Below are 26016 nucleotides of genomic sequence, written 5' to 3' on the forward strand. Positions count from 1 at the left end.
TTGTGCGATAATAATAAAATTATGGATAAGACATTTTTCGATTTAGGAATTTCAAAACCTTTTATAAAAGGTTTAAAAGAACTCGAAATAAAAACACCAACACAAATACAGGAAGAAGCCATACCTGTATTGTTAAAAAATGATACCGATTTTATAGGTTTAGCCCAAACAGGAACTGGTAAAACAGCAGCTTATGGTTTGCCTATACTTGAGAATATAAACCCAAAAAAAGATCACGTTCAGGCTTTAATATTGGCGCCTACGCGAGAATTAGTGCAACAAATACAAAAGCAGCTGTTCAAGTTTACAAAATATTGTGACGCAAAGATTTTTTCTGAAGGTGTCTATGGTGGAGAAAAAATGGATATCCAATTAAAACGCTTACAACGAACTACGCATGTTATTGTCGCTACTCCAGGACGTTTATTAGATTTTATTGAACGCGGTGAAGTGAATATTAAACAAATTGAGACTCTAGTTTTAGATGAGGCAGATGAAATGCTAAGCATGGGTTTTAAACAAGATTTAAACAAGATCTTAAAATATACAACAGGAACAAGACATACTTGGTTGTTTTCGGCAACGATGCCAGAAGAGATTCAAAAAATTATACGAACCTACATGTCTTCGGATGCTGTTAGAGTTGAAATAGACAGAAATAGTATTGTAAACGCAAATATTTCTCATCATTATATTGTAACGTCTATAAAAGAAAAGGCCAACATTATCACGAGATTATTAGATGGTTATAATAATGATAGAGGCATTATTTTTTGCAGAACAAAGGCAGGAACAAACCAGCTTACTGAAATTTTAAAGAATGAAGGGTTTTCAGTAGACGCCCTTCAAGGGGACATGCAGCAAAAGGAGCGTGATAAAGTGATGAGAGCGTTCAAAAATGAATCGTTACAATATTTAGTATCTACTGATGTTTCTGCGAGAGGTATTGACGTCAATAATCTGGCATTTGTTATTCACCATCAGTTGCCAGATCAATTAGAATATTATACACACAGAAGTGGTCGAACAGCTAGAGCTGGAAAAACAGGAGAGTCCATTGCCTTAATTATTTCAGGAGAAGAACAAAATATTCAAGGGATTCAAAAAACGCTAGGCATAAAGTTTAAGCAAAAGACTTTATAAAATGTTAAAAAACAACTAGATAACACACTTTATTCGTATCTTAAAGGCACTAAAATCATATTGCTATGAGAGCTAAATATTTAATCACACTTTTTATTAGTTGTTTTTTGTTATCCTGTAGTTCTACAAAGACAAGTATCTCACAAGAGCAAATAGATGTCTTAGATGCTTTGGTTGCAGGGAAATCATTTATTATCAAATCAGATTATGCGATTCCGCAATCTTCTAGTGGTTTACAGGCACTTCAAAATGCAGGTTTATTAGCACCTGGCGATGCCAATGCTGGTCGTTTTAGTCTTATAGGAAATCCTAATCATCTCAAATTATCTAACGATGATATAGATTCTTATTTACCATATTTTGGAGAACGTCAGATGGTTACTAGTAGAACAGGGAATGGGAGCATAGAATTTAAAAATGGTATTAAAGATTACGAAGTTTTAAAACGTGATAACAACTCTTATGTTATAAAATTTAAGGCTAAAAGTCATAATGAAAACTTTAATGTTGTTGTGACATTGTTTCCTAGTCTAAGAAGTGAGATCATGCTTAAAGGCGCCAAACGATTTCCTATTCGCTATACAGGTAAAGTTGAGCCTATTTCGGAATAAAGTTATTTTAATAAGTCATTAATATTGGCCTTATATAATTTGCCAATTGGAACGATAGCATCTTTAAGATGAATTCTATTGCCTTCAATACGAGATATATGCGTTTTGGCAACCACAAAAGACTTGTGTACTTGTAAAAACTCGTTACTTGACAATGAATCTAACATATCAGAAATTTTTTCTCGAACAGTAATGGTATCATCGTTTGTTACCACTTTCGTGTAATTGCCAGAGGCTTCAATGTATAATATATCTGAAATATCAACTTGAATGTAACTCTTGTTTTGCCTTAAAAAGATTTGACCAGTACTAGTTTTATGATCATGTACTGCCGATACATTCGCTGTGGTGTTAGATTCTGATACTTTATTTACGGCTTTTAAAAATCGTTCGAAACTGAACGGTTTTAATAAATAATCTACAACATTAAGTTCAAAACCTTCTAACGCAAATTCGCTATACGCTGTTGTTACTATTACTTTAGGAGGAGAAGGCAAGGTTTTTAAAAACTCAAACCCTTTTAACTTGGGCATATTGAGGTCCAAAAAAATGAGGTCAACATTAGTCTTGCTAAGATAATCTAAGGCTTCTATGGCGTCATAACAATCAGTCATGTGTTCCATATTTGGTAACATGTCGCAATAGTTCTTAATAATGTCATGAGCAATATGCTCGTCATCAATAATGATATATTTTATCATAATTTTGAAATTGTGAGTTGTGCCTCAAAAACGTCATTCTCCTTTGAAAATGATAAGTGATGTTGTTTTGGATATACCAATTCCAATCGACGTTTAAGATTGTCTAAACCAATACCTCCTTGTTCATTATCAATGGCATTGTCAAAGTTGTTTTTAACCTCGAAATGCACCTGATTATTTTTAGCAGTCATTGTGATGTAAACATAGGCATTCTCTCTTAAATTTTCTACACCATGCTTAAATGCATTTTCTACTAATATGATAAATAGAAGCGGCATTATTTGATAATCGTTATCTTTTATATCGTCATTAAACTGAATATCTATCGTTTTATGATAACGCATTTTATGAAGTTCAATATAGTTTTTCAAATACGTTATTTCTTCAGAAAGCAATACCGTTTCTTTTTGCCCATCATAAATACTATATCGCATCATATCAGACAATTTTAATATGAGTTCTTGTGCCTTTTTAGAATCCTTATCTACCAAACCATAAAGGTTATTAAGCATATTAAAAAAGAAGTGAGGGTTTACCTGACTTTTTAAATGCATTAACTCGGTTTTTGCTTTTTCATGTTTCAACCTGATAATGGACCTTATCTGTTTAAATATCCAATAGGCTATAGATACAAATAGAAATAGGAAATATAATAAACCAAAAATTCCAAAAGCCTCATTGTCTCCAAATGCGTCATTAAAAATGACAATTAGGAGCCCAATGATGATAAGCGTTACTCTGTACAAACGCTTTACTAATGGTTTTCTATGTTCTGAAATTTTAAAAATCATAGTCAATATTAATTAAATAAAAATCGGCTAACAAATAAGTTGATAAACAGATGTGCGTAAGTGACAAACTCATAGATAGTAGTGACCAAGTTCTTTTATAGCGTTTAAAATTACTCATGTCACGCGCTCAGTGTTTTACATCCCTATTTCTTTTTTCTATTTGAAGTGATTTATACGTTTGCCCATATCAATTAAAAAACGATCAGTATGAAACTCATTATTGACAATCTATCTAAAACCTATTCAAATGGCATTAAAGCGCTCCAAAACATTTCTTTAGAAATTCCTCAGGGCATGTTTGGTTTACTTGGACCAAATGGCGCAGGTAAATCCACGCTAATGCGAACCATTGCTACGCTGCAAGAAGCAGATCAGGGTTCTATTTTTTTAGACGATATAGATGTTTTAAATCAAAAAAATGAGTTGCGGCAAGTTTTAGGGTATTTACCACAACAGTTTGGTTTATACCCTAAAATATCTGCTGAAGTATTGCTAAATCATTTTGCTGTATTAAAGGGTATTTCAGAGAAAGGAGAGCGTAATGACTTGGTTAAGGCTTTACTACAAAAAACAAATTTATATGATGTTAGAAAACAAAATCTAAGCGGTTATTCTGGTGGTATGAAGCAACGTTTTGGTATTGCTCAAGCACTTTTGAACAATCCAAAGTTACTCATTGTTGATGAGCCTACTGCTGGTTTAGACCCTGTTGAGCGGAACCGATTTTATAATGTACTGAGCGAATTGGGAGAACGTACTGTGGTCATTTTATCTACTCATATTGTAGATGATGTTAAAGAACTTTGTACCAATATGGCGATTATAAATCAGGGTCAGGTATCGCTAAAAGGAAATCCATTAAAAATAATTGAAGAGTTAAAAGGAAAGGTTTATAAAAAAACAATTGAAAAATCTGAATTAGAATCTTATCGACAGCATTATCAGGTTATAAGTGAAAAGCTATTTCTTGGTCAGCCAACTATTCATATCATTAGTGATGTGAATCCTGGAAATGGTTTTTCCCTTATCAATGCCGAATTGGAAGATGTATACTTCGCACAAATTTTTAATCAAAACACTAACCTTAAAACCATTTCTTAATCATGTGGTACAACATTTTTAAATTTGAAATTCAATATCGAATTAGACGAGCAGATACTTATGTATTCTTTTTGTTTTTATTTCTGTTTTCTATTGTAGGTGTGGACTTTGTTTTTCAAGGTGTCGATTTAGGTGTTTTGAAAAAGAATTCCCCAATTGTTGTTGCTAAAGCTATGGGAGCAATTACCGGAATTTTTATGATTTTGGCATCAATGATTATGGGCGTTTCGGTGTTGCGGGATTTTGAGTATGAGATTGCATCGCTAATGTTCTCAACGCCTATACGTAAGAAAGATTATTTGATGGGTAGATTCTTAGGTTCTTTTGCCATTTTAGTTATAGTATTTAGTGGAGTTTTCTTTGGATTGATGCTTGGAGAGTTTATGCCATGGCATAAACCAGATGATTTACTACCTTTCAATATATTAACCTATTTGAGCGCATTTGTTCAAGTCACACTACCAATTCTATTTTTTGGAGCAGCATTGTTTTTTGTCTCTGGAACACTTAGTAGGAAGCTGGTCGTTGTATACACTCAAGGTATTATCTTTTTTGTTATGTTCATGCTTACCAAAGCAATTACTAACGATACCATTCAGGCCATTTTAGACCCTTTTTCATTAACTACATTAACGCTAATAACAGACGCTTGGACGCCATCTGAAAAGTGTATACAAAGCATTCCTTTTATTGGCTTATTGTTAATAAATAAATTGGTTTGGATAACATTGGGATTAATTATTTTGTTTTATGGCTATAAAAAGTTTAACCTCAGTAGCGTTAAAAAAGGACAGCCAAAGTCTAAACGTGTTCAAACTTTAGATGCAGGAAAAAGTTATGACAGTCGTTTAATTAAAGTACCGAATACTAAGGTGCAAACTAGTATAGCAGGCAAATGGAAACAACTAAGACATTTTTCATGGTTTTATTTTGTGAGCATTTTTAAACAACCTTCGTTTTGGGGGATTGTTATTTGTGGTATGATTATCATTTTAATTAACTCTGTTAACCTTGGAACTGTATATGGCGTAGATAGTTATCCTGCTACATATTTTATTGTAGAAGAACTCCAAGAAACATCAATTTACTTTTTTATTATCATCATGGTATTTTATTCTGGAGAATTGATGTGGAAAGAAAGAGGTGCGAAATTAAATCTGATTTATGATGCCACCGGAATGTCTAGTTTTATGAATGTTTTAGGGAAGTACATTGGATTAAACCTTATATATATCGTATTGATGTTGGCCTTGATTTTATCGGGAGTTATTTTTCAAACGCTGAATGGCTATTATAATTACGAATTTCAAGTCTACTTTTATGGCTTCTTTTTAGAAATATTACCCTTTTTAGCATTATACACATGTTTGTCTTTTTTTGTGCAGGCTCTTGTTAATCATAAGTTTATTGGAATTATGATTGTTACTGTAGTATTCATTTTAATAGTCTTCTTAGGTGTGCTAGGTTTTAATCATAACCTTTACTTATTTGGTGGAAGTTCCCTAGGAAGTTATTCTGATATGAATGGTTATGGTGATTTTTTAAAACCATATCTCTTTATTAAAACGTATTGGATGCTATTTGGAATATTACTCCTTGTTATCTCTTCATTGCTCTTAGTGAGAGGAATGGAGACTCAATTATTGAGGCGTATTAAGATGATTAGACATAAGGTGAGTACACGTCTTATGAAATTTAGCAGCGGCGTTACAATAGCATTCATTATACTTGGCAGCTTTATTTTTTATAACACCAATGTTTTAAACATCTATTGGACGGATGCGGACGCTGTAGATTTTAGAATAGCCTATGAAAAAACACTCAAAAAATTTGAATATATCCCACAACCAAAATTGGTAGATGTTTATATGAAACTTGAGTTATATCCTGAGTTGAGACACTATGTGGCCGAAGGTCAATATATCTTAAAAAATGCAACAGACCATGTCATTAAAGAGGTTCATATTCAAAAACAAATTGAATCGAATACTACGCTAGACAATGTCACTTTTGAAGGCGGCTCAACTCCAAACAATACCTATAAAACATATGATTATGTTATTTATGAATTACAAAACGCATTGCAACCAGGAGATTCGGTTAAAATGAACTTTAAGCAAACCTATAGAACTAGAGGTTTTCAGCACGATGCTTCTAATGAGAACGTTGTAGAGAATGGTACATTTTTTAATAATAATGATTTCCCAAGTATTGGTTACAATAAAAAATATGAACTTAATGATAGTGATGATCGTGCAGACAATAATTTACCAAAGCGATTAAATAAAGCAAGTAGAGAAGATTATAATGAATTAGGTATAGCGCGTTCAGGAAGCGATTCTGATGGTATTCAACTCGAAATGATTGTTGGCACTCATAAAGATCAAACGGCTATTGTCCCTGGTAATTTATTACGACAATGGACAGAAAATGACCGAAACTACTTTCACTATAAAACAGACCAGACTATCATTAATTTTTATGCTGTTGTTTCTGGTGAGTACATTACTAAAAAGGGAATATGGACACCTAGTTCATCCATAGATATTAATCCGGTAAACCTAGAAATTTATTATCATGAAGGTCATGATTATAATGTCGATAGAATGATGACATCTATGCAATCATCATTAGCATATTTTAGTAAGAATTTTGGGCCGTATCAATATGAACATCTTAGAATAATGGAATTCCCCAGATATGCTCAATTTGCACAATCATTTCCTGGAACTGTACCTTTTTCAGAATCGATAGGATTTATATTAGATATTGATGATCATACTGATGTTGACATGGCTTTTTATGTTACAGCACATGAAATTGCACACCAATGGTTTGGAATGCAAGTAGAGGCAGCAAATGTTAAAGGCAAACATTTCATCTTAGAGACATTATCTCAATATGCAGCTGTAATGGTTTTGAAACATTATTATTCCGAGGATAAAGTGCTCCAGTTTTTAGAATTTCAGAAAGAAACTTATAAAGATGGGCAAGTACGTGAACAATTTGAGGAGCCTTCTTTAGCCTTGGTTGAAAATCAAGAATATGTATACTATGCCAAAGGGGTAATTAATATGTATGAATTTCAAAAGGTCGTTGGAGAGCAACAGGTAAATTTAGCCATAAAGCAATTTATTAGAGATTGGAATACTACTGATGGTCTGTTAAAAACAAAAACATACAGATACGCTACAACCAAAGATTTACTCTCTTATTTTAGAGATATTGTACCTGAAGATCAGCAGCATATTGTTAGTGATTTGTTTGAAGAATAAGCATATTTGCTATCTTTAGGATTCGAACGGCTTTATATTTTGTAAATGAAATACAATAAACGAATTTGCTCTATAATTATCTCAGGACTACTATTTATATCTATTACTTGTTGTCACAACCATCCTGAACCTAAAATCGTTTACCAAACCGAACTTTTGGAGGTTACAAAACTGAATGACCATATGTTTATTCATAGATCTTATCTTAACTTAAAAAACGGAACTAAGGTTTCTTGTAATGGTGTTATTTTTATTGATAACAATGAAGCTATAGTTTTTGATACGCCAACATCCAATGAGGCGTCTAGTGTACTCATACAGTGGGTTGAAGATTCCCTTCAATCTAAAATCACGACAGTTGTTCCAACGCATTTTCACGTAGATTGTTTGGGAGGTTTAGAAGCATTTCATAATGAAGGCATCAACTCTATAGCCAATGAAATGACCATTGCATTAGCGAAAGAACGTAATAATTATGTTCCAAAATCTGGATTTAACAAAACAAGAGACCTATACATTGGCAAAGAAAAAGTTAGCCTCACATTTTTTGGAGAAGGGCATACCATAGACAATGTTGTAGCATATATTCCTTCTGAAAAAGCACTATTTGGAGGATGTCTGATTAAATCACTTGGTGCAACTAAAGGGAATTTAGAAGATGCCAATACCAATGAATGGCCAACTACAGCTAAAAATATTAAGTCTCATTATAAAGACTTGAAAATTGTGATTCCGGGTCATGGAGAACATGGTAATACCCAACTTCTAGATTATACTATGACATTATTTGAAACTCAAGACCACCAATAATTCTATTAATAAAATTGTAACTTCGATTATTAAATTTTAGACATTATGAAATCATTACTTTCAATAGTATTAGTGATACTTACTTCACAACTATCCTATAGTCAAACCTATACAGGGGGTAAAGAGGATATTGATCACATATTAAAAAATACGGTATTATTTTCAACATATATTAAAGACTCTAATTATAAAATGATTGGAGCCTCATATACAAATGATGCTAAGATATTTCCAAATAATAGAGATATTATTGAAGGAACAAAAGACATAATTGCCTATTGGACATTACCTGATGGTGTCTCTATAAAGCATCATAAAGTGGTTTCGAACGAAATCAAAATTTTAGGAGATGAAGCCTATGATTATGGCACATATGAAGGTACTACACTGTTAAAAAATGGAAAAGAAGTCTCTTGGAAAGGCAAATATGTTATTGTATGGAAAAAAATAGATGGCATCTGGAAAATGTATTTAGATATTTGGAATAGTATTAAATAAACTAATCAATATCTAATTCATCTTTTAATTTATCCAGAGCTTCAGTTGCTTTATCTAACGATTGCTTATTGTCTTCATAGGATATTGCAATAACGGTTTGACAAGAACTGCATGTAAATGTTTTTCCATCTAACACTTTAGGTAATTCAAACGCAAGAGGTGTTTTACATTTCGGGCATGGGATACTTGGCATATAATATAATTAGATTAGTTTTTAAGATATTTTTTAGGGATTTTATATTTGTCATTTTCTGCAGCCCAAAACATAGACATAATCCAATAACGTTCGCCATCAAAGAATAAATCGTAACTGGTAATACCTTGACCTTTTGGGATACTATTGTCTTCAGCACGATACTTATATGTACTAAATACTTGGGTTACTGTGCTAAAACTGTGCGTAATATTAGCAATTTCATGTTCATAAAATCCTTTTTTATCAAGATAGCCCAATTTATCAATAAACGCATCAATAGTGTCAAAAATCATAAGATTAGCCTTACTTGAGTCTTCATTCCAATAGCTATATATTAGGCGTGCATCTTTATGGAACATATGTCTTAAACGCTCAAAGTCGCGTACATCTCCAATTGGACCAGAAATACAATCATAATACGCGTCTATTAGTGCTTGCGGACTTTTAGAATCTGAGCTATAATCTTGTGTTTGGGCTGTGTCATTTTGCGCTTCAAGAGATAATGAAACAACCATAGATAGGCACAAAGTGGTTAACACTAGTATATTCTTTTTTATGCTCATAATGCGAGATTTTAGATTTATAATGACTTTATTTTATAAATATAATCATTAATCTAATGCTAGTCATCACATATCTCTTTTCTAAGTTCTATAGCTTTAAAGCGTTCCCAAATGTCTTGACCAAAATCTCTAGGTGATAATCTAAAAACAATGTTTGATGTGTTGTTTTTCTCACAATTTATAACTTTAGCCAATACATTTAATGTGATCATTTTTTCGGTATTAAATGAGTCGTATACATGTATTTTACCAACGAAATCGGAAGTATCGTAACCGGCGCCTTTAGTATTTACCATAAGGACAGTGGTCTGTGGAACAGTAAACTCTTTTTTCTTGTTTACGGCTTTCATAAGTCCGTCATAATAGAATCCTAAATCTTTTTCTAAACCTTGAGTTGTAAATTTTTGAATACCTTCAATATGCCAAACAAATGTATAACACCAAAAATCTTGGTGATCTTTATCTCTCCATTTCTTGGCAAATCTAAGATCTTCATAACCTTCGTATTTAATTTCTGGAGCAAAACTAATTGGAAATTTAATGATTTCTTTCAACCAAGTCGTATCTGACGTAAAGGCTCCTTTTTCCTGTTCTTCTTGGGCAAAGCCAGTAAAACCATAGAGTAGAAGTATGATGACAAAGAGTATTCGTTTCATTTATTGATTTTTTTTAAGTTTAGCGTAACTTCAAAAGCAATAGCGTCAGAAATAGCACCATCTCTCATCTTACTATTGTAACTAATTCCCCAGCGCATTCGGTCAATTTTAAATTTTGTTGTCATTTGTGCTTTATGAAAATCAACTTCAGCTTGAAAATCTATTGGCAATGTAATACCTTTTATTGTTAAATCGGCAAAAATTTTCATGTGAGTGGGATCATGATAGTTTACACTATTAATCTTTAGTTTGGCTTCTGGAAACTTTGCAACATCAAAGAAATCTGGGTCTTTCAAATGGTCAACAAGGCTTTTATTGGCATCAGCAGTTTTAATATCGTCACATTTAATAGAATGCATGTCTATGACAAACTCGCCTCCTGTAATGACATCTTCGGACTTAACGAAATAGCCTTCTTTAAAATTTATTGTACCATCGTGGCCACCAAAATAAAAGGTATATTCTCCAGACCATTTTAATTGGCTTAAAGAAGTGTCTATTTCTAATTTTTCTTGAGCATAACTAAATGATATAAGTCCAATAGCTGCAATACATAATGATATACATGTTTTCATAACTTTGTGTTTTAAATTAATTCTGATGATAAAACTATTGGTGGTCTTCGTAAAAAGTGTCAAAAAAGTGTAAAAGAAGTGTCAAGAGTTGTAAAAAGTCGGGAATTTGTATGTTATTTACAGGAATTATGAAGAAGAACAAGGTATATACTTATGTTGGTGTGCTCATACTTGTGGCGTTAGGGTGGATACTATCTGATTCTACCTCCAAAAATGAGGCTTTTGTGGAGCGTACAAAAATAGCTTTGCGTGAAGTAGGTAACAGATTGTTATTGGCTAACAAGGATTCAACGTCTTTAATTTTACCCGTATTAGAAGTAGATCATTCTAAATATCAAGTATCCTTTCAAAATGAGCTAACATTTGAACCTAGTCAATTAGTTTCAATTGTAGACAGTACATTTGCAAAATCGCGTCTGCCCAGATATTATAGAGTAGAAGTATTGCAATGCTCTGATGAAGAAGTAGCATATAGCTATCAAATGAATGCAGATGAAGAAAGCACTATTATTCCTTGTGGAGGACGATATTTACCAAATGGCTGTTATATCATAACTGTTAAATTTACGAAACGTGTTTCGGCCTTTATAAATAGAAAAGTCTTGTCTTATATTTTTATTGGAATTTTCCTGTTATGCGTTATTGATGTGTTGTATTCGAGGAGCAAACATAAAAGTATTCAGGACAGTCCAAATACTAACTACACTACAATTGGTCGTTTTCAATTTTACCCTGAGCAAAACAAATTGATAAAGGAAGCTGAAGAAATTAGCTTATCCAAAAAAGAATGTGAGCTTTTAGAAATTTTCGTGAAACACCCAAATCAAGTCATTAAAAGAGACGAACTTACAAAAAAAGTGTGGGAAGATAATGGCGTTTTTGTTGGCAGAAGTTTGGATACTTATATTTCAAAATTACGTAAGAAATTAAAGGATGATAGTGCCATTAAGCTCACTAATGTGCATGGTGTTGGTTATAAATTGGAAGTTAGTTAGCTCATTGGAGCAGTTGTAAATATTTTGTAAAAAATCACTATATTTGATACAATTGATGCGTAATCAGTAGTTTGCCTTTCCCTATTTAAGACATTTTAGCTCAATACATATGACCATCTCATATAACGATGGTTTATTGTAAAACTATTTATACGTATAACTTAAATCAATTTATTATGGCTTCACAAAACTACTTTTCACTTTACAGAGATCAAGCTAATACTTCAATTTTTAAATCTGATACAGAAGACGACAATTCACAAAGTGGCCCAAAAGCCATTTTTCAGTGGTTAGCACTTTTTGCAGGTGTATTAATTCAACCGTTTTATGCCTTCTATAAAGAAGTGAAAAACTTTGGTACTCCAGGTGAAGTCTATCAAGATTACTATTTTATAGTATTCGCTCTTATTGTATCAGTCGTTGCTTTTCCAACAGTTTATAGAACTGCATTCGATGCAAACAGGCCTAAATGGATGCAATTAATTCCTGTTTTTACGGCTGGATTAGGTTGGCAAACTATTGTAGATTCGGCGTCTGAGGCCATTCGTTCAAACCCTGACGCAGTAGAAGGTGTAACCAATGTAATGAGTTTCTTAACTAATTTTGTAGCTTAAAAAGTATAAAGTATAATACTTAAGAACCTTAATTACGATTGTTTCCGTTATTCTTATATTTTCTATAACTGGTTCCTTTGGTACAAGCACAATTACTAATGCCTTGTAAGAAATCTAAACCTATGGTAATACTATGTGTTCCAGAGTTAAATCCTGAAAGATCATTCATTGTAAGCTGATAAGAATAAGCAAAGTATAATTTATTTTTCATAACACCTGCCATAGGACCAAAGTTAAGAGGTTTTAAAAATTGATCATTTAAAAAGCGGTATGATCCACCAACCCAGTAATAATCACCAGCTCTATTAAATTTTCTGTATTTAAAGTTAATATCGGTTGCCGAACGCCCATCACTATTAAATAGTTGAAAGAAGACTGAAGGTTCAAACTCTACACTATTATTTCGCTTATTATTAAATACATAACCTGTGTAAGCCTGAAAATTCAGAAGATTATTAGGTTCAAATCCCGTAAAATCGTCAATCTTTTTCTCTAAGATATTGTTAGCATTGAAACTAAAATAGAAACGATTCCATCGATACAACATACCTACATCAAAATTGTGATTAGTTACAGATCTATCATCAGTAATACTGGGATCAACAATTGGAATTTCTGCAGTAGGCTGAAAGTTCTCAATATCAATTCTGAAACTATTAATGTTGTAAGACATTCCAAATGACAAATATTGCTTTGATGTATAATCTAGAATAATATGGTGAGCATATGAAAACTTAACACCTTTTTGGCGTGTGTTTCCGTTTTTGTCATTATACATTGATACACCAACACCTGATTGATTTGCGATTCTGAAATCGGCATATAGTGCTTGATTATCTGGTGCATTTTTAATTCCTACCCATTGGGTAAGTCCGTTAGCTCTAACTTTAAAATAGTCTCCAATTCCTGCATAAGTAGGCGACACAATAAAGTCGTTATCGGCTAAATACTGTGTCCAAACAGGTAAATTTAGTTCTTGCCCATAGCTAAATGAGCAGAAAAATAAGAGAATATATAGTTTAAAATTTTTCATTTGAAATTTGTTTAAATTCTTCGGTATCATTACCTGTAAAGTGTAAAATGCCCAACATACTCTTTTGCTACGGCTGGATTATTTGGTTGTACTACATACCAATAATCACCCGTTGGAAGCTCTGTTCCATTATATCTACCGTCCCAATATTCACCTACACGATAAGTGGCTACCTTACGACCATATCTATCGAAAATATCAAAAGTTAGGTTTGGAAAATTTTCCGTACATCCTGGTGACCACGTATCGGTAACACCATCACCATTAGGACTAAAGTAATTAGGAATACAAGGTCCTAATATTTCTAACTCAATTACTGCAGTAGCTTGACAACCTGCACTATCAGTTACAACAACTGTGTATACACCAGACTCGGTAACATAAAATATATTTGTGTCACCATAGTCTTCACCTTCAAAAGTATATTGATAAATTCCTGTTCCGCCAGCTGCATTAGCAATGATTTCACCAGCTTCGTCTCCCTCGACAAGCACTAAGGATAGAGGTGCATAATCTTCAATATCAAATAGGTCTGTTCTTTGGATACAACCATTTGTATGTCTAACATCGATATAATGATCTGTCCCAGGAATAACGTCGGTAAAAACATTACTTATTTGATAAGGACCTCCGTCTAATGAATAATCTAGCTGAGAAAGATCAGTAATACTTTCGTCAACTGTAACAGTAACAATATTGCTTAACGCGTTGTTTTCACAAACATATTCAATATCTACAATCGGGTTAATACTTACTGATTCTGGAAATGTAATATTCCATTCAGATTCACAACCTTGAGCATCTCTAACGTAAACTGTATGATCGCCACCACCTAAATTGGTGAAATCAAAAATAGTTTGGCCAGATGCCCCTGTCGTATAAGGCCCATCATAGTTATCTAAACTCACGCTATATGGTAAACTTCCACCAGAAACGTCTATACTAAATTCTCCATTGCCTTCACCTTCACAAGTTTCCTCAAATAGTGAATCAGGAACAATACTTAGAATAACTTGTTGAGGGTCATTAATTGTAAAATCAAAAGTGATATAGCAACCCAAAACATCTTGTACAATGACATCGTAAGTACCAGGAGCTAAGTTTTCAAAAATGTTAGTTTCAAAAAATTGATCTAACTGTGGTGATATTGCGTATTTAATAATCCCTGTTCCACCAGAAGCATTAATCTCTAAAACACCATCATTATTACCACTACAGGTAACATCATTTACAACAAAATCAACTTCTAATGGAGCCGTTGGCTCAGTAATTGTTATTGGAGCCGACGCTGTATTACAGTCACCACTTACAACATTAACAACATATGTACCAGCAATAAGTTCTGTAAATACTCCTGGACTATCTTGTGTTGCGGGTAAAGTATTACCTGAAGTGTCCTCTAAGGTATAAACATAATCGCCAAGTCCACCTAACGCTGTCACAACTATAGTACCTGTGTTATCACCTGCACAATTAATGCTTGGATTTGTAGATTGTAAATTAATTTCCAGTTCAGGAAGTGGATCAATAGTAATCTCATTAGAAACATTGGCAATACATCCATTAGCATCTCTAACATAATATTGAAATGTGCCCGGAAGTACAGAGAATGTTGTAGATGAGTTAAATGTTCCTAAAACAGTACTAAATGAAATATCATTACTGTAAGAATAGGCACCTGTTCCGCCACTGGCACTTAAAGTAAGTGTTGCTTCTGTTAAACATGTTTGAGTTGTAGCCACAACTAAGCTAGCATCAACAGGAGTTGGCTCATTAATAGTTATATCAACAGATGTTAATATACAGTCATAACTGTCTGTTATGGTAACCGAATATGTTCCTGCTCCTAAATTACTAAAGACATTTGATGTCTGCGGGCCAGAACTACTAGGTGTAGGCAAAATAGTATTTAAAGTGTAAATATATTCAGCTCCTTGACCTCCAGTTACATTTGTAATACTTATTGACGCATTTTGATCTCCAAAACAGGAAAGTAATGTCGTACTCGGCGTAAATGTTGCATTAATTGGGTTCGGTTCAGCCAAAATTACATTTACTGAAACCATACAGCCTTCAGCATCTCTTACGTTTACCGTATAATTTCCAGCTGATAAATCTGTGAACGTGCTATTTGAAGAATATGGAACCGTAATTGGTCCTGTAAGCTCATATTCGTAATCTCCCCAACCACCTGTTGCAACAGCAGTTATTGTTCCTTGACTATTGTCACAAGTTACGTTTGACGTTTCGTTTGCAACCAAGGTTAAAGCCTCTGCAGGAGATGCGATTACCACAGTAGAATTGGCAGTACAAAATGGACTCTCAGTTTCAGTTATTACTACTGAAAATGTTCCAGCAGACATCCCTGTAACCGTTATTGGGTTTGTTGATGTATTAGCATTTACTACTCCAAATACCGAAGCACCTAAACTGTCAAAAACTTCATAGGTATATGCACCTGAGTATCCAATCACATTAATATCAAAAGCACCAGAGTTATCAGCAAAACAAGTTAAACCTGTTGGAGATGTTGAAATAGATGGCGCTACAGCTTCAGGTAAGGAGATTGTAACCTCTCCAGTACAAGATGTTACTGTGTCTGTTATTGTTATTGTATAAATTCCTGATGGTACACCAGAATAGGTATTTCCAATTAAATTAATTGATCCTGGATTAGGACTGATACTATATGTAAAAGATCCTGAACCTCCTGAAGTTGCAATCGTAATTTCTCCATCGTCATTGTTACAAGTTGGTAAAGCAGTCGCACTCGGAGTTATTGTTAATGGTTCTGGGATGTTTACAGATATCAAATTTCCACAACCATTGGCATCTTGTATTTCTACGGTGTGTGTACCAGAAAATAAATTTGAAATTGTAAATGGTGCCGACAATGTTTGGAAGGCACCTCCATCAATACTATAACTATAAGGAGCTATACCTGCTGTATCTAAAGTAACATCCATTTCAAAATTTCCTTCGGTCACAGTACATAAATTATTAATAACTGCAGAGATTACAGGTGTTTGATCCATAGGCAATACAATTACCGGGCTAGAAATAATACATCCAAAGGCATCCAAAACATGAACATAATAGTTCCCAGCGTCTACGTTAAATGTACTAGCAGAAGCCCATGCTGGATCTGTATCTAATGGTGCTGCAGGTGTTGTTGTAATTTGGTATTGGTAAGGAGCAGTACCATTTTGAGCAATAGCACTAATAACTCCTGAGTTGGCGTTACAGTTTGCATTTTGGTCTATAAATACATTTAAGTCTAAAAGTATAGCCGATTCGGTAATGTTAAATGGAGTGGTAACCACACCACAGCCAGAATTTGGACCAGATGTTTCGGTTATTGACACGAAGTAATTTCCAAAAGGCAGAGGACCTAAATTTGTTACTGATAACGTTCCATTAGCTGGAACATTTCCAGATCCTGTTACTCCTGTTGAAATTAAAGTTAATGCATCGAAAATTTCATAATTAACGGTTGTTGCTACACCATAAACACTATTAACCGTAAACGTAACATTACCATCGTCACTTCCTGTACATGTTATATTGTTTGAACTTATAGCACTTAGAGTTAATGTTGAATTCGTTGGTATTGGTGTTGTAGCAGGTTCATAGTAGCTACAAAGAGTAGATTCATCATATACGATGAATGTATAGGTTACTCCAGGTGTTAAACCTGTAAACGTTGCAGATTGACTTCCTGGTGCGTCTTCTGGAATCCATGATCCAATCGGATTAGGATAAACAGATATTGGACCCTGATAAATACTAAAATGAAATGGTCCTGAACTACTTAATGTTGATCCTATGCTAACCACAGCTTCACCACCCGTTAAACAATCGACAGTTGCAGTAACATTAATATCTAAATCGGTTGGAGGAGAAGCTACCAATACATCTTGAACTAATACAGAACAACCATTAGAATCTACAATATTGATTTCATATAATCCAAAATCAACAACATCAAAACTAACAGATGTTGATCCTGTTGCATTAAGCTCAGAGTTAGAATAGTTATTACTTCCAGTTACGAAATAATTATAAGGAGCCGTACCTCCAGTAACAGAATTTATTATAATTGACCCTTGAGAAACTCCGCCTGGTCCACAAGTGATATCTACGGTGTCGTAATCTAATATTATGGCATCAGGTTCGGTAATGACTATTGTTTCTGTTGCAGTACAAGAATTGGCGTCTGTTATTGTAACAGTATATGATCCTGCAGGCAAACCTGAGGTTTGTGTACCATAATTTGTTGCAGTTGTGTCGTTATTTACATTAATTGTAAACGGAGGCGTTCCAACCGAAGTGTCAATTGTTACATCGATCGCACCATTTGAATCACCATTACATAGAATAGGCTGACTCTCAACAACAGCACTAATATCTGGAAGAGACAATGGATTTATAGTAATAATACTCGATTCTGCTATACAACCGTTTGCATCTGTAATTTGAAATTGATAAGTCCCATCTGTAGCTGTTGTATAAGTGAATGGTGTTCCTGTAGTTCCTAATGGGGTATAGGCTCCATTATTAATGGATACTGCGTAAGTAAATGGCGCAGTTCCAGTAATATTACCAGTAATTATGGCATCTGGTGATACCGTACAATTTAAGTCTTGTGATAAAACAACATTTACTGTTGGTGTAGGTATAGGATCAATAGTGTATGACTCGTTATAAATACAATCATTTTCATCTCTTACTTGAAATGTATAAGTTCCTGGTTCTAATCCAGTAAAACTATTTGATGTTTGATATGGTGTTGCATTAGCAGCTGGTGCAATGATTTGATACTCTAAAACTCCTGTACCTCCTGTTGTACCAGTGATAGTCACAGTAGTTGTGTTTGAAGGACAAGTAATAGGTGAGTTATCAAACATTAAATCGGTTGGAGGGTTTAATGGTTCTATTGTGATATCGTTGATCACAGCGGTACAACTATTGGTATCTTGTACACTAATCGTATAAGTACCAGCTGTTAAACCAGTGAACACATTATTTGATTGAAAATTAACGCCATCAATACTGTAAGTGTAAGGAGGGGCTCCTCCCGTGACTCCAGTCACAGTTATTGTTGCATCAGAATTACAGGTGTAATCGGTAGTCAATTCTGCGGTACCTGAAATGGCATCATTTGCTATAATTGATACGGTTTGTGGTGTACTATCACATATTGAAGCACCAATAGAATACTGAACAACTACATCGTAATCACCTGGGGCAAGTCCTGTAAAAATTGGTGAGTTAAAAAATGAATTCCCACCATCAATACTATACTCAAGGCTATAGCCATTACTAGCCGTAACGTTAATAGAAATCTCGCCTGTAGTACCAGAACAAGCTATGTCTGTTGTTGAAATATTAAATTCAGGCTCTGGTAATGGATCAACTACTATAGAAGTACTCGCGCTACAATTATTAGAATCTACAACTGTGATGTCATATACTCCTGCCGTAGTCACAATAATTTCTGGTACAGTCTGAAAATCTGTTGAACCATTTACAAAATAGAAATATGGAGGTGTGCCACCTTCTGGGTATATGGTAATTTCACCATCTGTACAAGTCAATGGTATAGTAATAGCGGCTGTAACAGTTAATAATGGTGGTTCAACTATAGTGACATCTTCAGTATAGAAACATCCATTTTCAGTTTCAACTGTTGCCGTATAAGTTCCTGGGTTTAAATTGGCAAAAATATATGTGTTTTCAATAATAGGACCAACGGTATTCACTAGTGTTCCGCCTTCATGAAGTGTGAAGGTATATTGTGGGTCTACATCATTCGCTGCTAATTGAATACTGCCTAAATCTCCATTACAAAGCGGTTGAAGTATTGTTGTTGACACACTAAAATCACGATCTCTAATCTGAACATCAGGTACAGTAAAAACGCATGGGTTTGTAGGCACACCTATTTGTCTAATATATACAGTATAAGTTCCAGGCGTATTAACCGTAAAAACATTACTAGGTTGGTAGTTAATGTCGTCTAAACTGTACTCATAACCAGAAGGAACATCATTTACTGTTATTGTTCCTGGAGTTGTACAAATAATATCTGTAGCAATGACTGTTGGGTTTAATAAGTTTTGATATACATTGAAATAAAACTGAACAAAACAACCACCTGAATAATTTATGGTTAACCTAAATTGACCTGATGTATCAGCTAAGAAATCTGGGCCTGTACCAACTTCATTCCACGTACAGGTATCGTCTTCGTTTGCACAATCTGGATCTGATACGGCTGGGCAACTAGATTCATCCAATTGTTCCCAAATAATAGAGGATGCTCCAGAAATATTGGTTTGAATAAATCTAGAGTCATTGGCACCACATAAAAATATATTTGGTAATAGTTTCCCATCGTTAGGGCAAGTTACTACTTCATCTGCATAAGGTATCACAGGGTTTTCTATATCACCTCCAAATAATGCTACAACATATTCTTGTTCAATAGACTGACAAGGCGCAATAGCTGTATTAAATGAATAGTAAGTTCCCACTTCAGTAACAGTAATCGTTTGTGTTGTCCCAATTACAGGTGTTCCTGTAGGGCTGGTAGACCAAGAATAAGAGTCATAACCATCTGCAGCCGTTAATTCTACACTAGATCCACAGAGAATTATTTCTTCTGAAAACACACAATCAAGATCAGCTAAGAAATTGGTTGCTTGTGGTGTTAATAAACATCCTGTATTACTATTTAAACTAGGATCATCCGAAATTTGAAATGTCGGGTTATAGAATCCGTTATATGTTGCAAATGCCTGGTTATTGATAATATTAGAACACGCATCTGCGAGTTCATTACAAGTATCTACAACCTGTACTTCAATTCTGATTTCATATACAGGATCATTTTCTTCAACAAGATAATCCTCAATACTAAGCACAAGTTCTCTTGTTACAGGATCATAACTAACAACCGATACACCAGGAGGGAGCACTAAATCGTCAGGGTAATTGAATATAATATTAACAGGAAGTACATCACGTATGATAAAATTTGTTGCATTATCATTTCCTGTATTTTGAAAACCAATAACGTAATTTAAAGACGCTCCAAGATCGACAATTTGTCCACCTATATCATTACCTGCGTCATCTTCTACAATTTTCGTGAGCACAATATCGGGCTCTATAATTTCAACTGCGAAGGCAAAGAAATATGGAAAGTAGGTGTCACCACTTGTTTCTAATCTAATGACGCCAGAAGTTGCATCATTGGCAATAACTGAATTTCCAGGGTTAGGAATTGCAATTACTCCAGTATCAAAACCTAAAGTATTTGTACTGTTAGGAACCCTATTATTTACGGGTGTCGCATCTAATTGTGTTACCGAACTATTAAAGAAATTGGTTACAGGGCGATCTACTGTTGATAAACTAACGCCATTTAGTCGTAATCTATCTCCTAAAATAGGACTATCTCCTTCCAAGGTTGCAAAAGCAAAATTAGCTCTTACAGGAGCAGGAGCAGGGACAGTTCTAAAACCATCAACAGGAATATCTAAGTTAGGATTGTTACCTGGAACACTAATAGCACTAAATCCGTCAAAACTTGTAATTGATTTACCTGGCAATGTTGGATCTTCATAAACGATAAATAAAGACCATCCTGCGGATTGACCAGTACCATTATAAGGATCAAATGTAGCAGTTTCTCCTAATGCAGAAGAAACATTAGCAACTGTATATGTTCCTAAATCAACACCAGAACCAAAACTGGTTACAATAGATGTTACATCTGCAAAGCAGGCATATGAAAAACTATCTCCACCATCAACAGTCGTTCCATTTGCATCATAAATAATTGTTCCTTGAATATCGTTATAGCCTCCAACGGGCCCTTTAAATTTAACATCAGTTATAGGTTCATCTCCTGGATTTACAGCTCCCCAATATAAACCGGCATAGATAATTTGATAGCAATTCGGATTAGGAATTTCTAAGTCAGCACTAGAAGAACTGAACGTTGTAGCATCCCCATCAATGTCGATATATTGCATGTCAACATTGTGGTTGTAAACAGAGTTATCATTAAAAGCATTGTTATCTGGCCCAAGTATGTTATTTCCTATAAGTACGATATCTCCCTTTAAATCCTGATCAAATCGAGGAGTAAAGGGCTCATAATTTTGGGCATATGACTGAAGACCAAAAAATAGTATTGATGCAATGATGGTGATTTTAGAAAATGTAGGTCTTTTCATAATATTTAATATTTGTTATTCCTTTTTCATCAGTGAGGCTTTCAGAAATAAGGAATGGAGCCTTAGTTATATTCGTTCTTAATTTTCAATTTTTGCTATAGACATTTTGCTATTATATGGTCTGCTGCCTTTTGATTTTAATTTCTCATTTGCAGCTTCTATATTATCAAACTTATCATAGTAGATGTAATATTTACTTGTGTTCACATCATAAAAGAAATCAATATCTGTACGTCCAGAAGCAACAACTTTTCTTAAAAATTCATTTCTCTTTTCAACATCACTATGCACAGCAAGTATCAAATAATATCCTTTTTCAACATTTGTTACATTCTCTAATATTTGAATGTTATCACTCTGTTTTTCACCGAAATCAAAATCTTCTGATTTTATAGGGGTGCTGCTTAAGGCAGTTGATTGCTTGATATTTTCAAGTGTTGTTCTGTCTTGTGCATAACGTTCATCTTCGTTGTCAAAAGCGGCACGCTTTATTCGACGTCTTCTCTCAAATTCAGTAGCCACTCTAATGTCTTCTAATCTTGTTTCTAAATTGGTTCTAGCTTCTGTTGCTTTTAGTTGTTCAGATTCTAAACGTTTTAAAGCTTTTTGATAATAGAGATATACATCATCATTTATCAACGTATCTGCCTGATATTTATCTTCATAAAGCGTTTTTAACTTTTTGATGTTATCACCTCTTGTTTTAATGGCTGCATCTAAATCTGACTTGATCGCATTTAAGGCATTGTTTTCGGCAGTAATACTTTTGAAAGGTCTAGGTTTAACTGCTATACCTTGTTCGCTTAAATCATTTTCCTCTTTAAGATCTTTAAGGTCTTTATCCTTAATAGCTACGATATCATCAAACTTTTTAAGTAATTCGTTTTGAGTCACTTTAGCATCTTCTGCTTGTTGAGTAAGCGCATACATTGATTTTCCAATCTCATCTTGTGGATTTGAAATACGTTCTTCCTTTGCCTTTTGCTCTGCTAACAATCTAGCTTGAGTATCGGCTTCTTCTTTAGCTTTTTGTTCTGCTAATAATCTAGCCTGAGCATCAGCTTCTTCTTTAGCTTTTTGTTCTGCTAACAATCTAGCTTGAGCATCAGCTTCTTCTTTAGCCTTTTGTTCTGCTAACAATCTAGCTTTAGCATCAGCTTCTTCTTTAGCTTTTTGTTCTGCTAACAATCTAGCTTGAGTATCGGCTTCTTCTTTAGCCTTTTGTTCTGCTAACAATCTAGCTTTAGCATCGGCTTCTTCTTTAGCCTTTTGTTCTACTAACAATCTAGCTTTAGCATCGGCTTCTTCTTTAGCTTTTTGTTCTGCTAACAATCTAGCTTTAGCATCGGCTTCTTCTTTAGCCTTTTGTTCTGCTAACAATCTAGCTTTAGCATCAGCTTCTTCTTTAGCTTTTTGTTCTGCTAACAATCTAGCTTTAGCATCGGCTTCTTCTTTGGCTTTTTGTTCTGCTAATAATTTAGCTTGAGTATCAGCTTCTTCTTTGGCTTTTTGTTCTGCTAATAATTTAGCTTGAGCATCAGCTTCTTCTTTGGCTTTTTGTTCTGCTAATAATTTAGCTTGAGTATCAGCTTCTTCTTTAGCCTTCTGTTCTGCCAATAGTTTGTCTTGAGCTGCAGCTTTTCGTTCAGCAGAGGCTTTACGATTTGCTTCTGCTTGTGCTTTAGATATGTTTGACTTGACAGGCTTTCTTTTATTTCCAGAGATTAATCCACTTATTTCATCACCACTACTATAATCATAGTTTTGTTTGCTCTTAAACCTATAAGCAAGTGTAAATTCGTGCGATGGACCGAAATCGGTTAAATCGCCAAGTGCTTTTTCATAATTATATTCAATGGCAATTTGTGGAGTAATGTTAACGCCTAAACCTGCAGATGCTCCATATACATTGTTATAACCAACTTGTGCCCAAATTCCTTTTGGAACTGTAAGCATAGCAATTGCAGAAATTACTGTTTCATCTTTTTTAAATTCAGATTTGATAAGACCTGAAAACTTACTTTCATCAAAGAAGCCTCTGGTGTTCATATATCCAGTGTACATTAAATGTGCTTGAATACTTTGTTCTGGATTATCTTCAATGAGTGCTGAAGATGTAGAGTTATAAGTTACCAAGTTGTTTATTGATAGACCAAAATCTAAAAACACTAGACCATAATTAATCCCTGGACTTACAGTTAACAGGAAGTTTTCAGGAACATTTTGTAGTGATGGATCATCAAAATTTGTTATAACATTTCCAGTATTGACACCACTTTTATAAGCCCCAATATTTAACCCAAAGGTTAAGTTGCTGTCACGTGCCAATTGAGCATTATATGCGAAATTTGCAACACCACCAAATGTTGTTAAAACACCATAGTTTTGTTGAAACACTCCTAATCCTGCTCCAATATTTTCTCCAAATCGCCCAGAATAACTGGCTAAGTAGGTGAGTGGAGCATCTTCAAATTGGATCCATTCTCTTTTATTGAAAATACTAATATATTTGGTTTGCTCTCTAACAAAGCTAAACGTAGGGTTAATTGTATAACGATTAAATGTTAGTGAATTTCTTACAGGAAGGCTCAATGATACTACCCCATCATCTTCTTGAGAATAGAACATCTGTATAGAACAGAAACATAATATTAAAACCAACATATATGTTTTCATATTATTTCACAATTGTTATTGAACCTTTTTTAGTTTCGTTATTTTCAGTTGTTATTACGTAATAGAATACTTTATTGATACTCGTAAGGCCTAAGTCATTCTCGGGCCAATTATTTAAATAATTATTTGTTTTTAAGACCACTTTTCCTCGATTGGTCATAATCAATACCTCGGTGTTAGTGCCACTTACATATCTGGTAGGAATAACCCAAGTATCATTAATATTATCGCCATTCGGACTTATAACATTTGGTATATTTCCGACTTCAGGAAAAGGATCCAAGGCTTCATTAAGTTCGAATAAAAACGCTCTTGACCCAATACATCCAACAGTTTCGTTGACCACGATTTTATAGCTTCCAAATTCACCAGCATCATAATTGTCATCTATAGCACCAGTAATTAAAACGTCATTTAAGTACCATTTGAATTCGGGATTTATAGCAGATGTAGTTACGACTACAGATAAGGTCTCACCATCTTCAATAGTATTTGTTTCTGAAACATTAATTGAACCATCAAATAGTTCGCTTTCAAGCTCAATGGTTCCAGAAGCAGAACAATCTCCTAAATCTACTTGAACAGCATAAGTACCAGATTCATCTGCCTGATACATTTGATTGGTAGCTTCAGGAATAATATTACCATCCTTAAACCATTGATAGCTATTGCCTCCAATAGTACTTAATGTTGTAGCACCTTGACCTGGACAAAATGGATTACCTAAACTTGAAGCTATTCCTGCATTGGCTTCACCATTAGTTACTTCACTAATTGTAACACGATTAGAAAATGAATCGGATGTGCATGTTCCGTAGTTTGTTTCCACAAAGTAAGTTCCTTCTTCATTTACAGATAGAGTAGGACCTTCAGACACAAAAACTGAAGTCGTTGGCCCCGTTTCTTTAAACCAATTATATGTAAGTGAGGGGTAGTTAAGTGGTGAATCATTGGTGCCATTACCAGGATTATCAATAGTTAATAGATAACTTCCACCAGAACAATATGCTCCAGTTGACACCAAATTATTAATGGTAAAAGGCGAATCTTGTAGTTTATAATAAGCGGCAAAAGTGCTAGAACCAGAGCTCGTAGCAACTGGAGCGCTACTTTTTATTCTAATCTTATAGTTTTCCCCAGCAGCAGTAGTTGGTATTGAAAAATTAACAGTAGCCGGAGATGTTGTTATAGAGCCTGCTGTAGATGTATAAACGACAGTAGGGTCTGAAAAATCACCATCAGCATCCGACATTTCAACTGTAAACTGGTTTGATGGGTTCAATCCATTTTCTGGAGAGAATACAAAAGTTGCGCTAAACGTATTAAAAGAATCGCTAGCACAAGCTTGACTAAACCCAAGATTGGGTGAACCAATAACAATCTGAGCATTTACTTTTTCTTGTGAAACAAGAACAAATAAACAAAATCCTAAAAGGAATTTATATAGGGAATTTAGGTAGTACATTTAGTTTGGGGCGTATTTTTTTTCTATAAGCTTGGTTGTTTTAATTCGTATTGAGATTAATAGCTAA

Annotated in this window: 18 protein-coding genes; 8 read left to right on the plus strand and 10 right to left on the minus strand. The window is 34.2% G+C overall.

Annotated elements, in window-relative coordinates; all coding sequences use genetic code 11:
• Nucleotides 1-21 precede the first annotated feature (21 nt).
• On the plus strand, nt 22-1143 hold the full coding sequence (locus tag Q0893_RS08525) for a DEAD/DEAH box helicase (RefSeq protein WP_299274416.1): 1122 nt from the start codon (nt 22-24) through the stop codon (nt 1141-1143).
• A 65-nt stretch (nt 1144-1208) separates the two neighbouring features.
• Complete coding sequence (locus tag Q0893_RS08530; protein ID WP_298901688.1) at nt 1209-1754, plus strand: DUF4251 domain-containing protein; 546 nt, start codon at nt 1209-1211, stop codon at nt 1752-1754.
• Nucleotides 1755-1756: 2 nt separating this feature from the next.
• Here the strand turns inward: Q0893_RS08530 and Q0893_RS08535 are convergent, their stop codons facing one another.
• Both Q0893_RS08535 and Q0893_RS08540 read right to left on the minus strand, forming a co-directional pair.
• Nucleotides 1757-2455, minus strand: coding sequence for a LytTR family DNA-binding domain-containing protein (locus Q0893_RS08535; protein ID WP_298901689.1), 699 nt, complete (start codon nt 2453-2455; stop codon nt 1757-1759).
• Nucleotides 2452-3246, minus strand: coding sequence for a sensor histidine kinase (locus tag Q0893_RS08540; protein ID WP_299274421.1), 795 nt, complete (start codon nt 3244-3246; stop codon nt 2452-2454). Before Q0893_RS08540 ends, Q0893_RS08535 begins: the two co-directional genes overlap by 4 nt.
• Nucleotides 3247-3453: 207 nt before the next feature.
• On the opposite strand from Q0893_RS08540, the gene Q0893_RS08545 reads away from it, so the two are divergent.
• Genes Q0893_RS08545 through Q0893_RS08560 form a run of 4 tightly spaced genes read left to right on the plus strand, consistent with a single transcriptional unit; the run spans nt 3454 to nt 8930 of the window.
• Entirely contained in the window at nt 3454-4347 is an 894-nt protein-coding gene (locus Q0893_RS08545; RefSeq protein WP_298901691.1) for an ABC transporter ATP-binding protein, read from the plus strand.
• Nucleotides 4348-4349: 2 nt separating this feature from the next.
• Nucleotides 4350-7622, plus strand: a complete 3273-nt coding sequence (locus tag Q0893_RS08550; RefSeq protein WP_299274425.1) for a M1 family aminopeptidase — start codon at nt 4350-4352, stop codon at nt 7620-7622.
• Nucleotides 7623-7667: 45 nt separating this feature from the next.
• Nucleotides 7668-8432, plus strand: a complete 765-nt coding sequence (bla, locus tag Q0893_RS08555) for a subclass B1 metallo-beta-lactamase (protein ID WP_298901694.1) — start codon at nt 7668-7670, stop codon at nt 8430-8432.
• A 45-nt stretch (nt 8433-8477) separates the two neighbouring features.
• Nucleotides 8478-8930, plus strand: coding sequence for a nuclear transport factor 2 family protein (locus tag Q0893_RS08560; RefSeq protein ID WP_298901695.1), 453 nt, complete (start codon nt 8478-8480; stop codon nt 8928-8930).
• A gap of 1 nt (nt 8931) precedes the next feature.
• Here the strand turns inward: Q0893_RS08560 and Q0893_RS08565 are convergent, their stop codons facing one another.
• The 4 genes from Q0893_RS08565 to Q0893_RS08580 are packed head-to-tail and all read right to left on the minus strand — an operon-like array spanning nt 8932 to nt 10920.
• On the minus strand, nt 8932-9123 hold the full coding sequence (locus tag Q0893_RS08565) for a hypothetical protein (protein ID WP_298901696.1): 192 nt from the start codon (nt 9121-9123) through the stop codon (nt 8932-8934).
• Nucleotides 9124-9137: 14 nt separating this feature from the next.
• Entirely contained in the window at nt 9138-9689 is a 552-nt protein-coding gene (locus Q0893_RS08570; protein WP_298901697.1) for a hypothetical protein, read from the minus strand.
• Between the two features lie 59 nt (nt 9690-9748).
• On the minus strand, nt 9749-10345 hold the full coding sequence (locus Q0893_RS08575; RefSeq protein ID WP_299274432.1) for a hypothetical protein: 597 nt from the start codon (nt 10343-10345) through the stop codon (nt 9749-9751).
• Nucleotides 10342-10920 (minus strand): YceI family protein, encoded by a 579-nt coding sequence (locus Q0893_RS08580; RefSeq protein ID WP_298901701.1) that lies wholly within the window; start codon nt 10918-10920, stop codon nt 10342-10344. Before Q0893_RS08580 ends, Q0893_RS08575 begins: the two co-directional genes overlap by 4 nt.
• 128 nt (nt 10921-11048) lie before the next feature.
• On the opposite strand from Q0893_RS08580, the gene Q0893_RS08585 reads away from it, so the two are divergent.
• Nucleotides 11049-11915 carry a winged helix-turn-helix domain-containing protein gene (locus tag Q0893_RS08585; protein ID WP_298901703.1) on the plus strand — a complete coding sequence of 289 codons (867 nt, stop codon included), beginning with the start codon at nt 11049-11051 and terminating at the stop codon, nt 11913-11915.
• Between the two features lie 176 nt (nt 11916-12091).
• A complete protein-coding gene (locus tag Q0893_RS08590) occupies nt 12092-12529 on the plus strand; it encodes a hypothetical protein (protein WP_299274437.1) in 438 nt (145 codons plus the stop codon).
• Between the two features lie 28 nt (nt 12530-12557).
• Here the strand turns inward: Q0893_RS08590 and Q0893_RS08595 are convergent, their stop codons facing one another.
• The 4 genes from Q0893_RS08595 to Q0893_RS08610 form a co-directional block, all read right to left on the minus strand.
• Nucleotides 12558-13562 (minus strand): type IX secretion system membrane protein PorP/SprF, encoded by a 1005-nt coding sequence (locus tag Q0893_RS08595; RefSeq protein WP_298901707.1) that lies wholly within the window; start codon nt 13560-13562, stop codon nt 12558-12560.
• Nucleotides 13563-13591: 29 nt separating this feature from the next.
• Nucleotides 13592-21808, minus strand: a complete 8217-nt coding sequence (locus Q0893_RS08600; protein WP_299274441.1) for a T9SS type B sorting domain-containing protein — start codon at nt 21806-21808, stop codon at nt 13592-13594.
• Between the two features lie 78 nt (nt 21809-21886).
• A complete protein-coding gene (locus tag Q0893_RS08605) occupies nt 21887-24484 on the minus strand; it encodes a PorP/SprF family type IX secretion system membrane protein (protein ID WP_299274444.1) in 2598 nt (865 codons plus the stop codon).
• A 1-nt stretch (nt 24485) separates the two neighbouring features.
• Nucleotides 24486-25949, minus strand: coding sequence for a gliding motility-associated C-terminal domain-containing protein (locus tag Q0893_RS08610; RefSeq protein ID WP_299274447.1), 1464 nt, complete (start codon nt 25947-25949; stop codon nt 24486-24488).
• Nucleotides 25950-26016 lie beyond the last annotated feature (67 nt).

The organism is uncultured Psychroserpens sp. (genome assembly GCF_947494225.1).
Lineage (GTDB): Bacteria > Bacteroidota > Bacteroidia > Flavobacteriales > Flavobacteriaceae > Psychroserpens.

What these genes read in the sequence shown, in the direction of transcription:
- Q0893_RS08525 (WP_299274416.1), top strand. Translation starts at nt 22, where the DNA reads ATGGATAAGACATTTTTCGATTTAGGAATTTCAAAACCTTTTATAAAA.
- Q0893_RS08530 (WP_298901688.1), top strand. Translation starts at nt 1,209, where the DNA reads ATGAGAGCTAAATATTTAATCACACTTTTTATTAGTTGTTTTTTGTTA.
- Q0893_RS08535 (WP_298901689.1), bottom strand. Translation starts at nt 2,455, where the DNA reads ATGATAAAATATATCATTATTGATGACGAGCATATTGCTCATGACATT.
- Q0893_RS08540 (WP_299274421.1), bottom strand. Translation starts at nt 3,246, where the DNA reads ATGATTTTTAAAATTTCAGAACATAGAAAACCATTAGTAAAGCGTTTG.
- Q0893_RS08545 (WP_298901691.1), top strand. Translation starts at nt 3,454, where the DNA reads ATGAAACTCATTATTGACAATCTATCTAAAACCTATTCAAATGGCATT.
- Q0893_RS08550 (WP_299274425.1), top strand. Translation starts at nt 4,350, where the DNA reads ATGTGGTACAACATTTTTAAATTTGAAATTCAATATCGAATTAGACGA.
- bla (WP_298901694.1), top strand. Translation starts at nt 7,668, where the DNA reads ATGAAATACAATAAACGAATTTGCTCTATAATTATCTCAGGACTACTA.
- Q0893_RS08560 (WP_298901695.1), top strand. Translation starts at nt 8,478, where the DNA reads ATGAAATCATTACTTTCAATAGTATTAGTGATACTTACTTCACAACTA.
- Q0893_RS08565 (WP_298901696.1), bottom strand. Translation starts at nt 9,123, where the DNA reads ATGCCAAGTATCCCATGCCCGAAATGTAAAACACCTCTTGCGTTTGAA.
- Q0893_RS08570 (WP_298901697.1), bottom strand. Translation starts at nt 9,689, where the DNA reads ATGAGCATAAAAAAGAATATACTAGTGTTAACCACTTTGTGCCTATCT.
- Q0893_RS08575 (WP_299274432.1), bottom strand. Translation starts at nt 10,345, where the DNA reads ATGAAACGAATACTCTTTGTCATCATACTTCTACTCTATGGTTTTACT.
- Q0893_RS08580 (WP_298901701.1), bottom strand. Translation starts at nt 10,920, where the DNA reads ATGAAAACATGTATATCATTATGTATTGCAGCTATTGGACTTATATCA.
- Q0893_RS08585 (WP_298901703.1), top strand. Translation starts at nt 11,049, where the DNA reads ATGAAGAAGAACAAGGTATATACTTATGTTGGTGTGCTCATACTTGTG.
- Q0893_RS08590 (WP_299274437.1), top strand. Translation starts at nt 12,092, where the DNA reads ATGGCTTCACAAAACTACTTTTCACTTTACAGAGATCAAGCTAATACT.
- Q0893_RS08595 (WP_298901707.1), bottom strand. Translation starts at nt 13,562, where the DNA reads ATGAAAAATTTTAAACTATATATTCTCTTATTTTTCTGCTCATTTAGC.
- Q0893_RS08600 (WP_299274441.1), bottom strand. Translation starts at nt 21,808, where the DNA reads ATGAAAAGACCTACATTTTCTAAAATCACCATCATTGCATCAATACTA.
- Q0893_RS08605 (WP_299274444.1), bottom strand. Translation starts at nt 24,484, where the DNA reads ATGAAAACATATATGTTGGTTTTAATATTATGTTTCTGTTCTATACAG.
- Q0893_RS08610 (WP_299274447.1), bottom strand. Translation starts at nt 25,949, where the DNA reads ATGTACTACCTAAATTCCCTATATAAATTCCTTTTAGGATTTTGTTTA.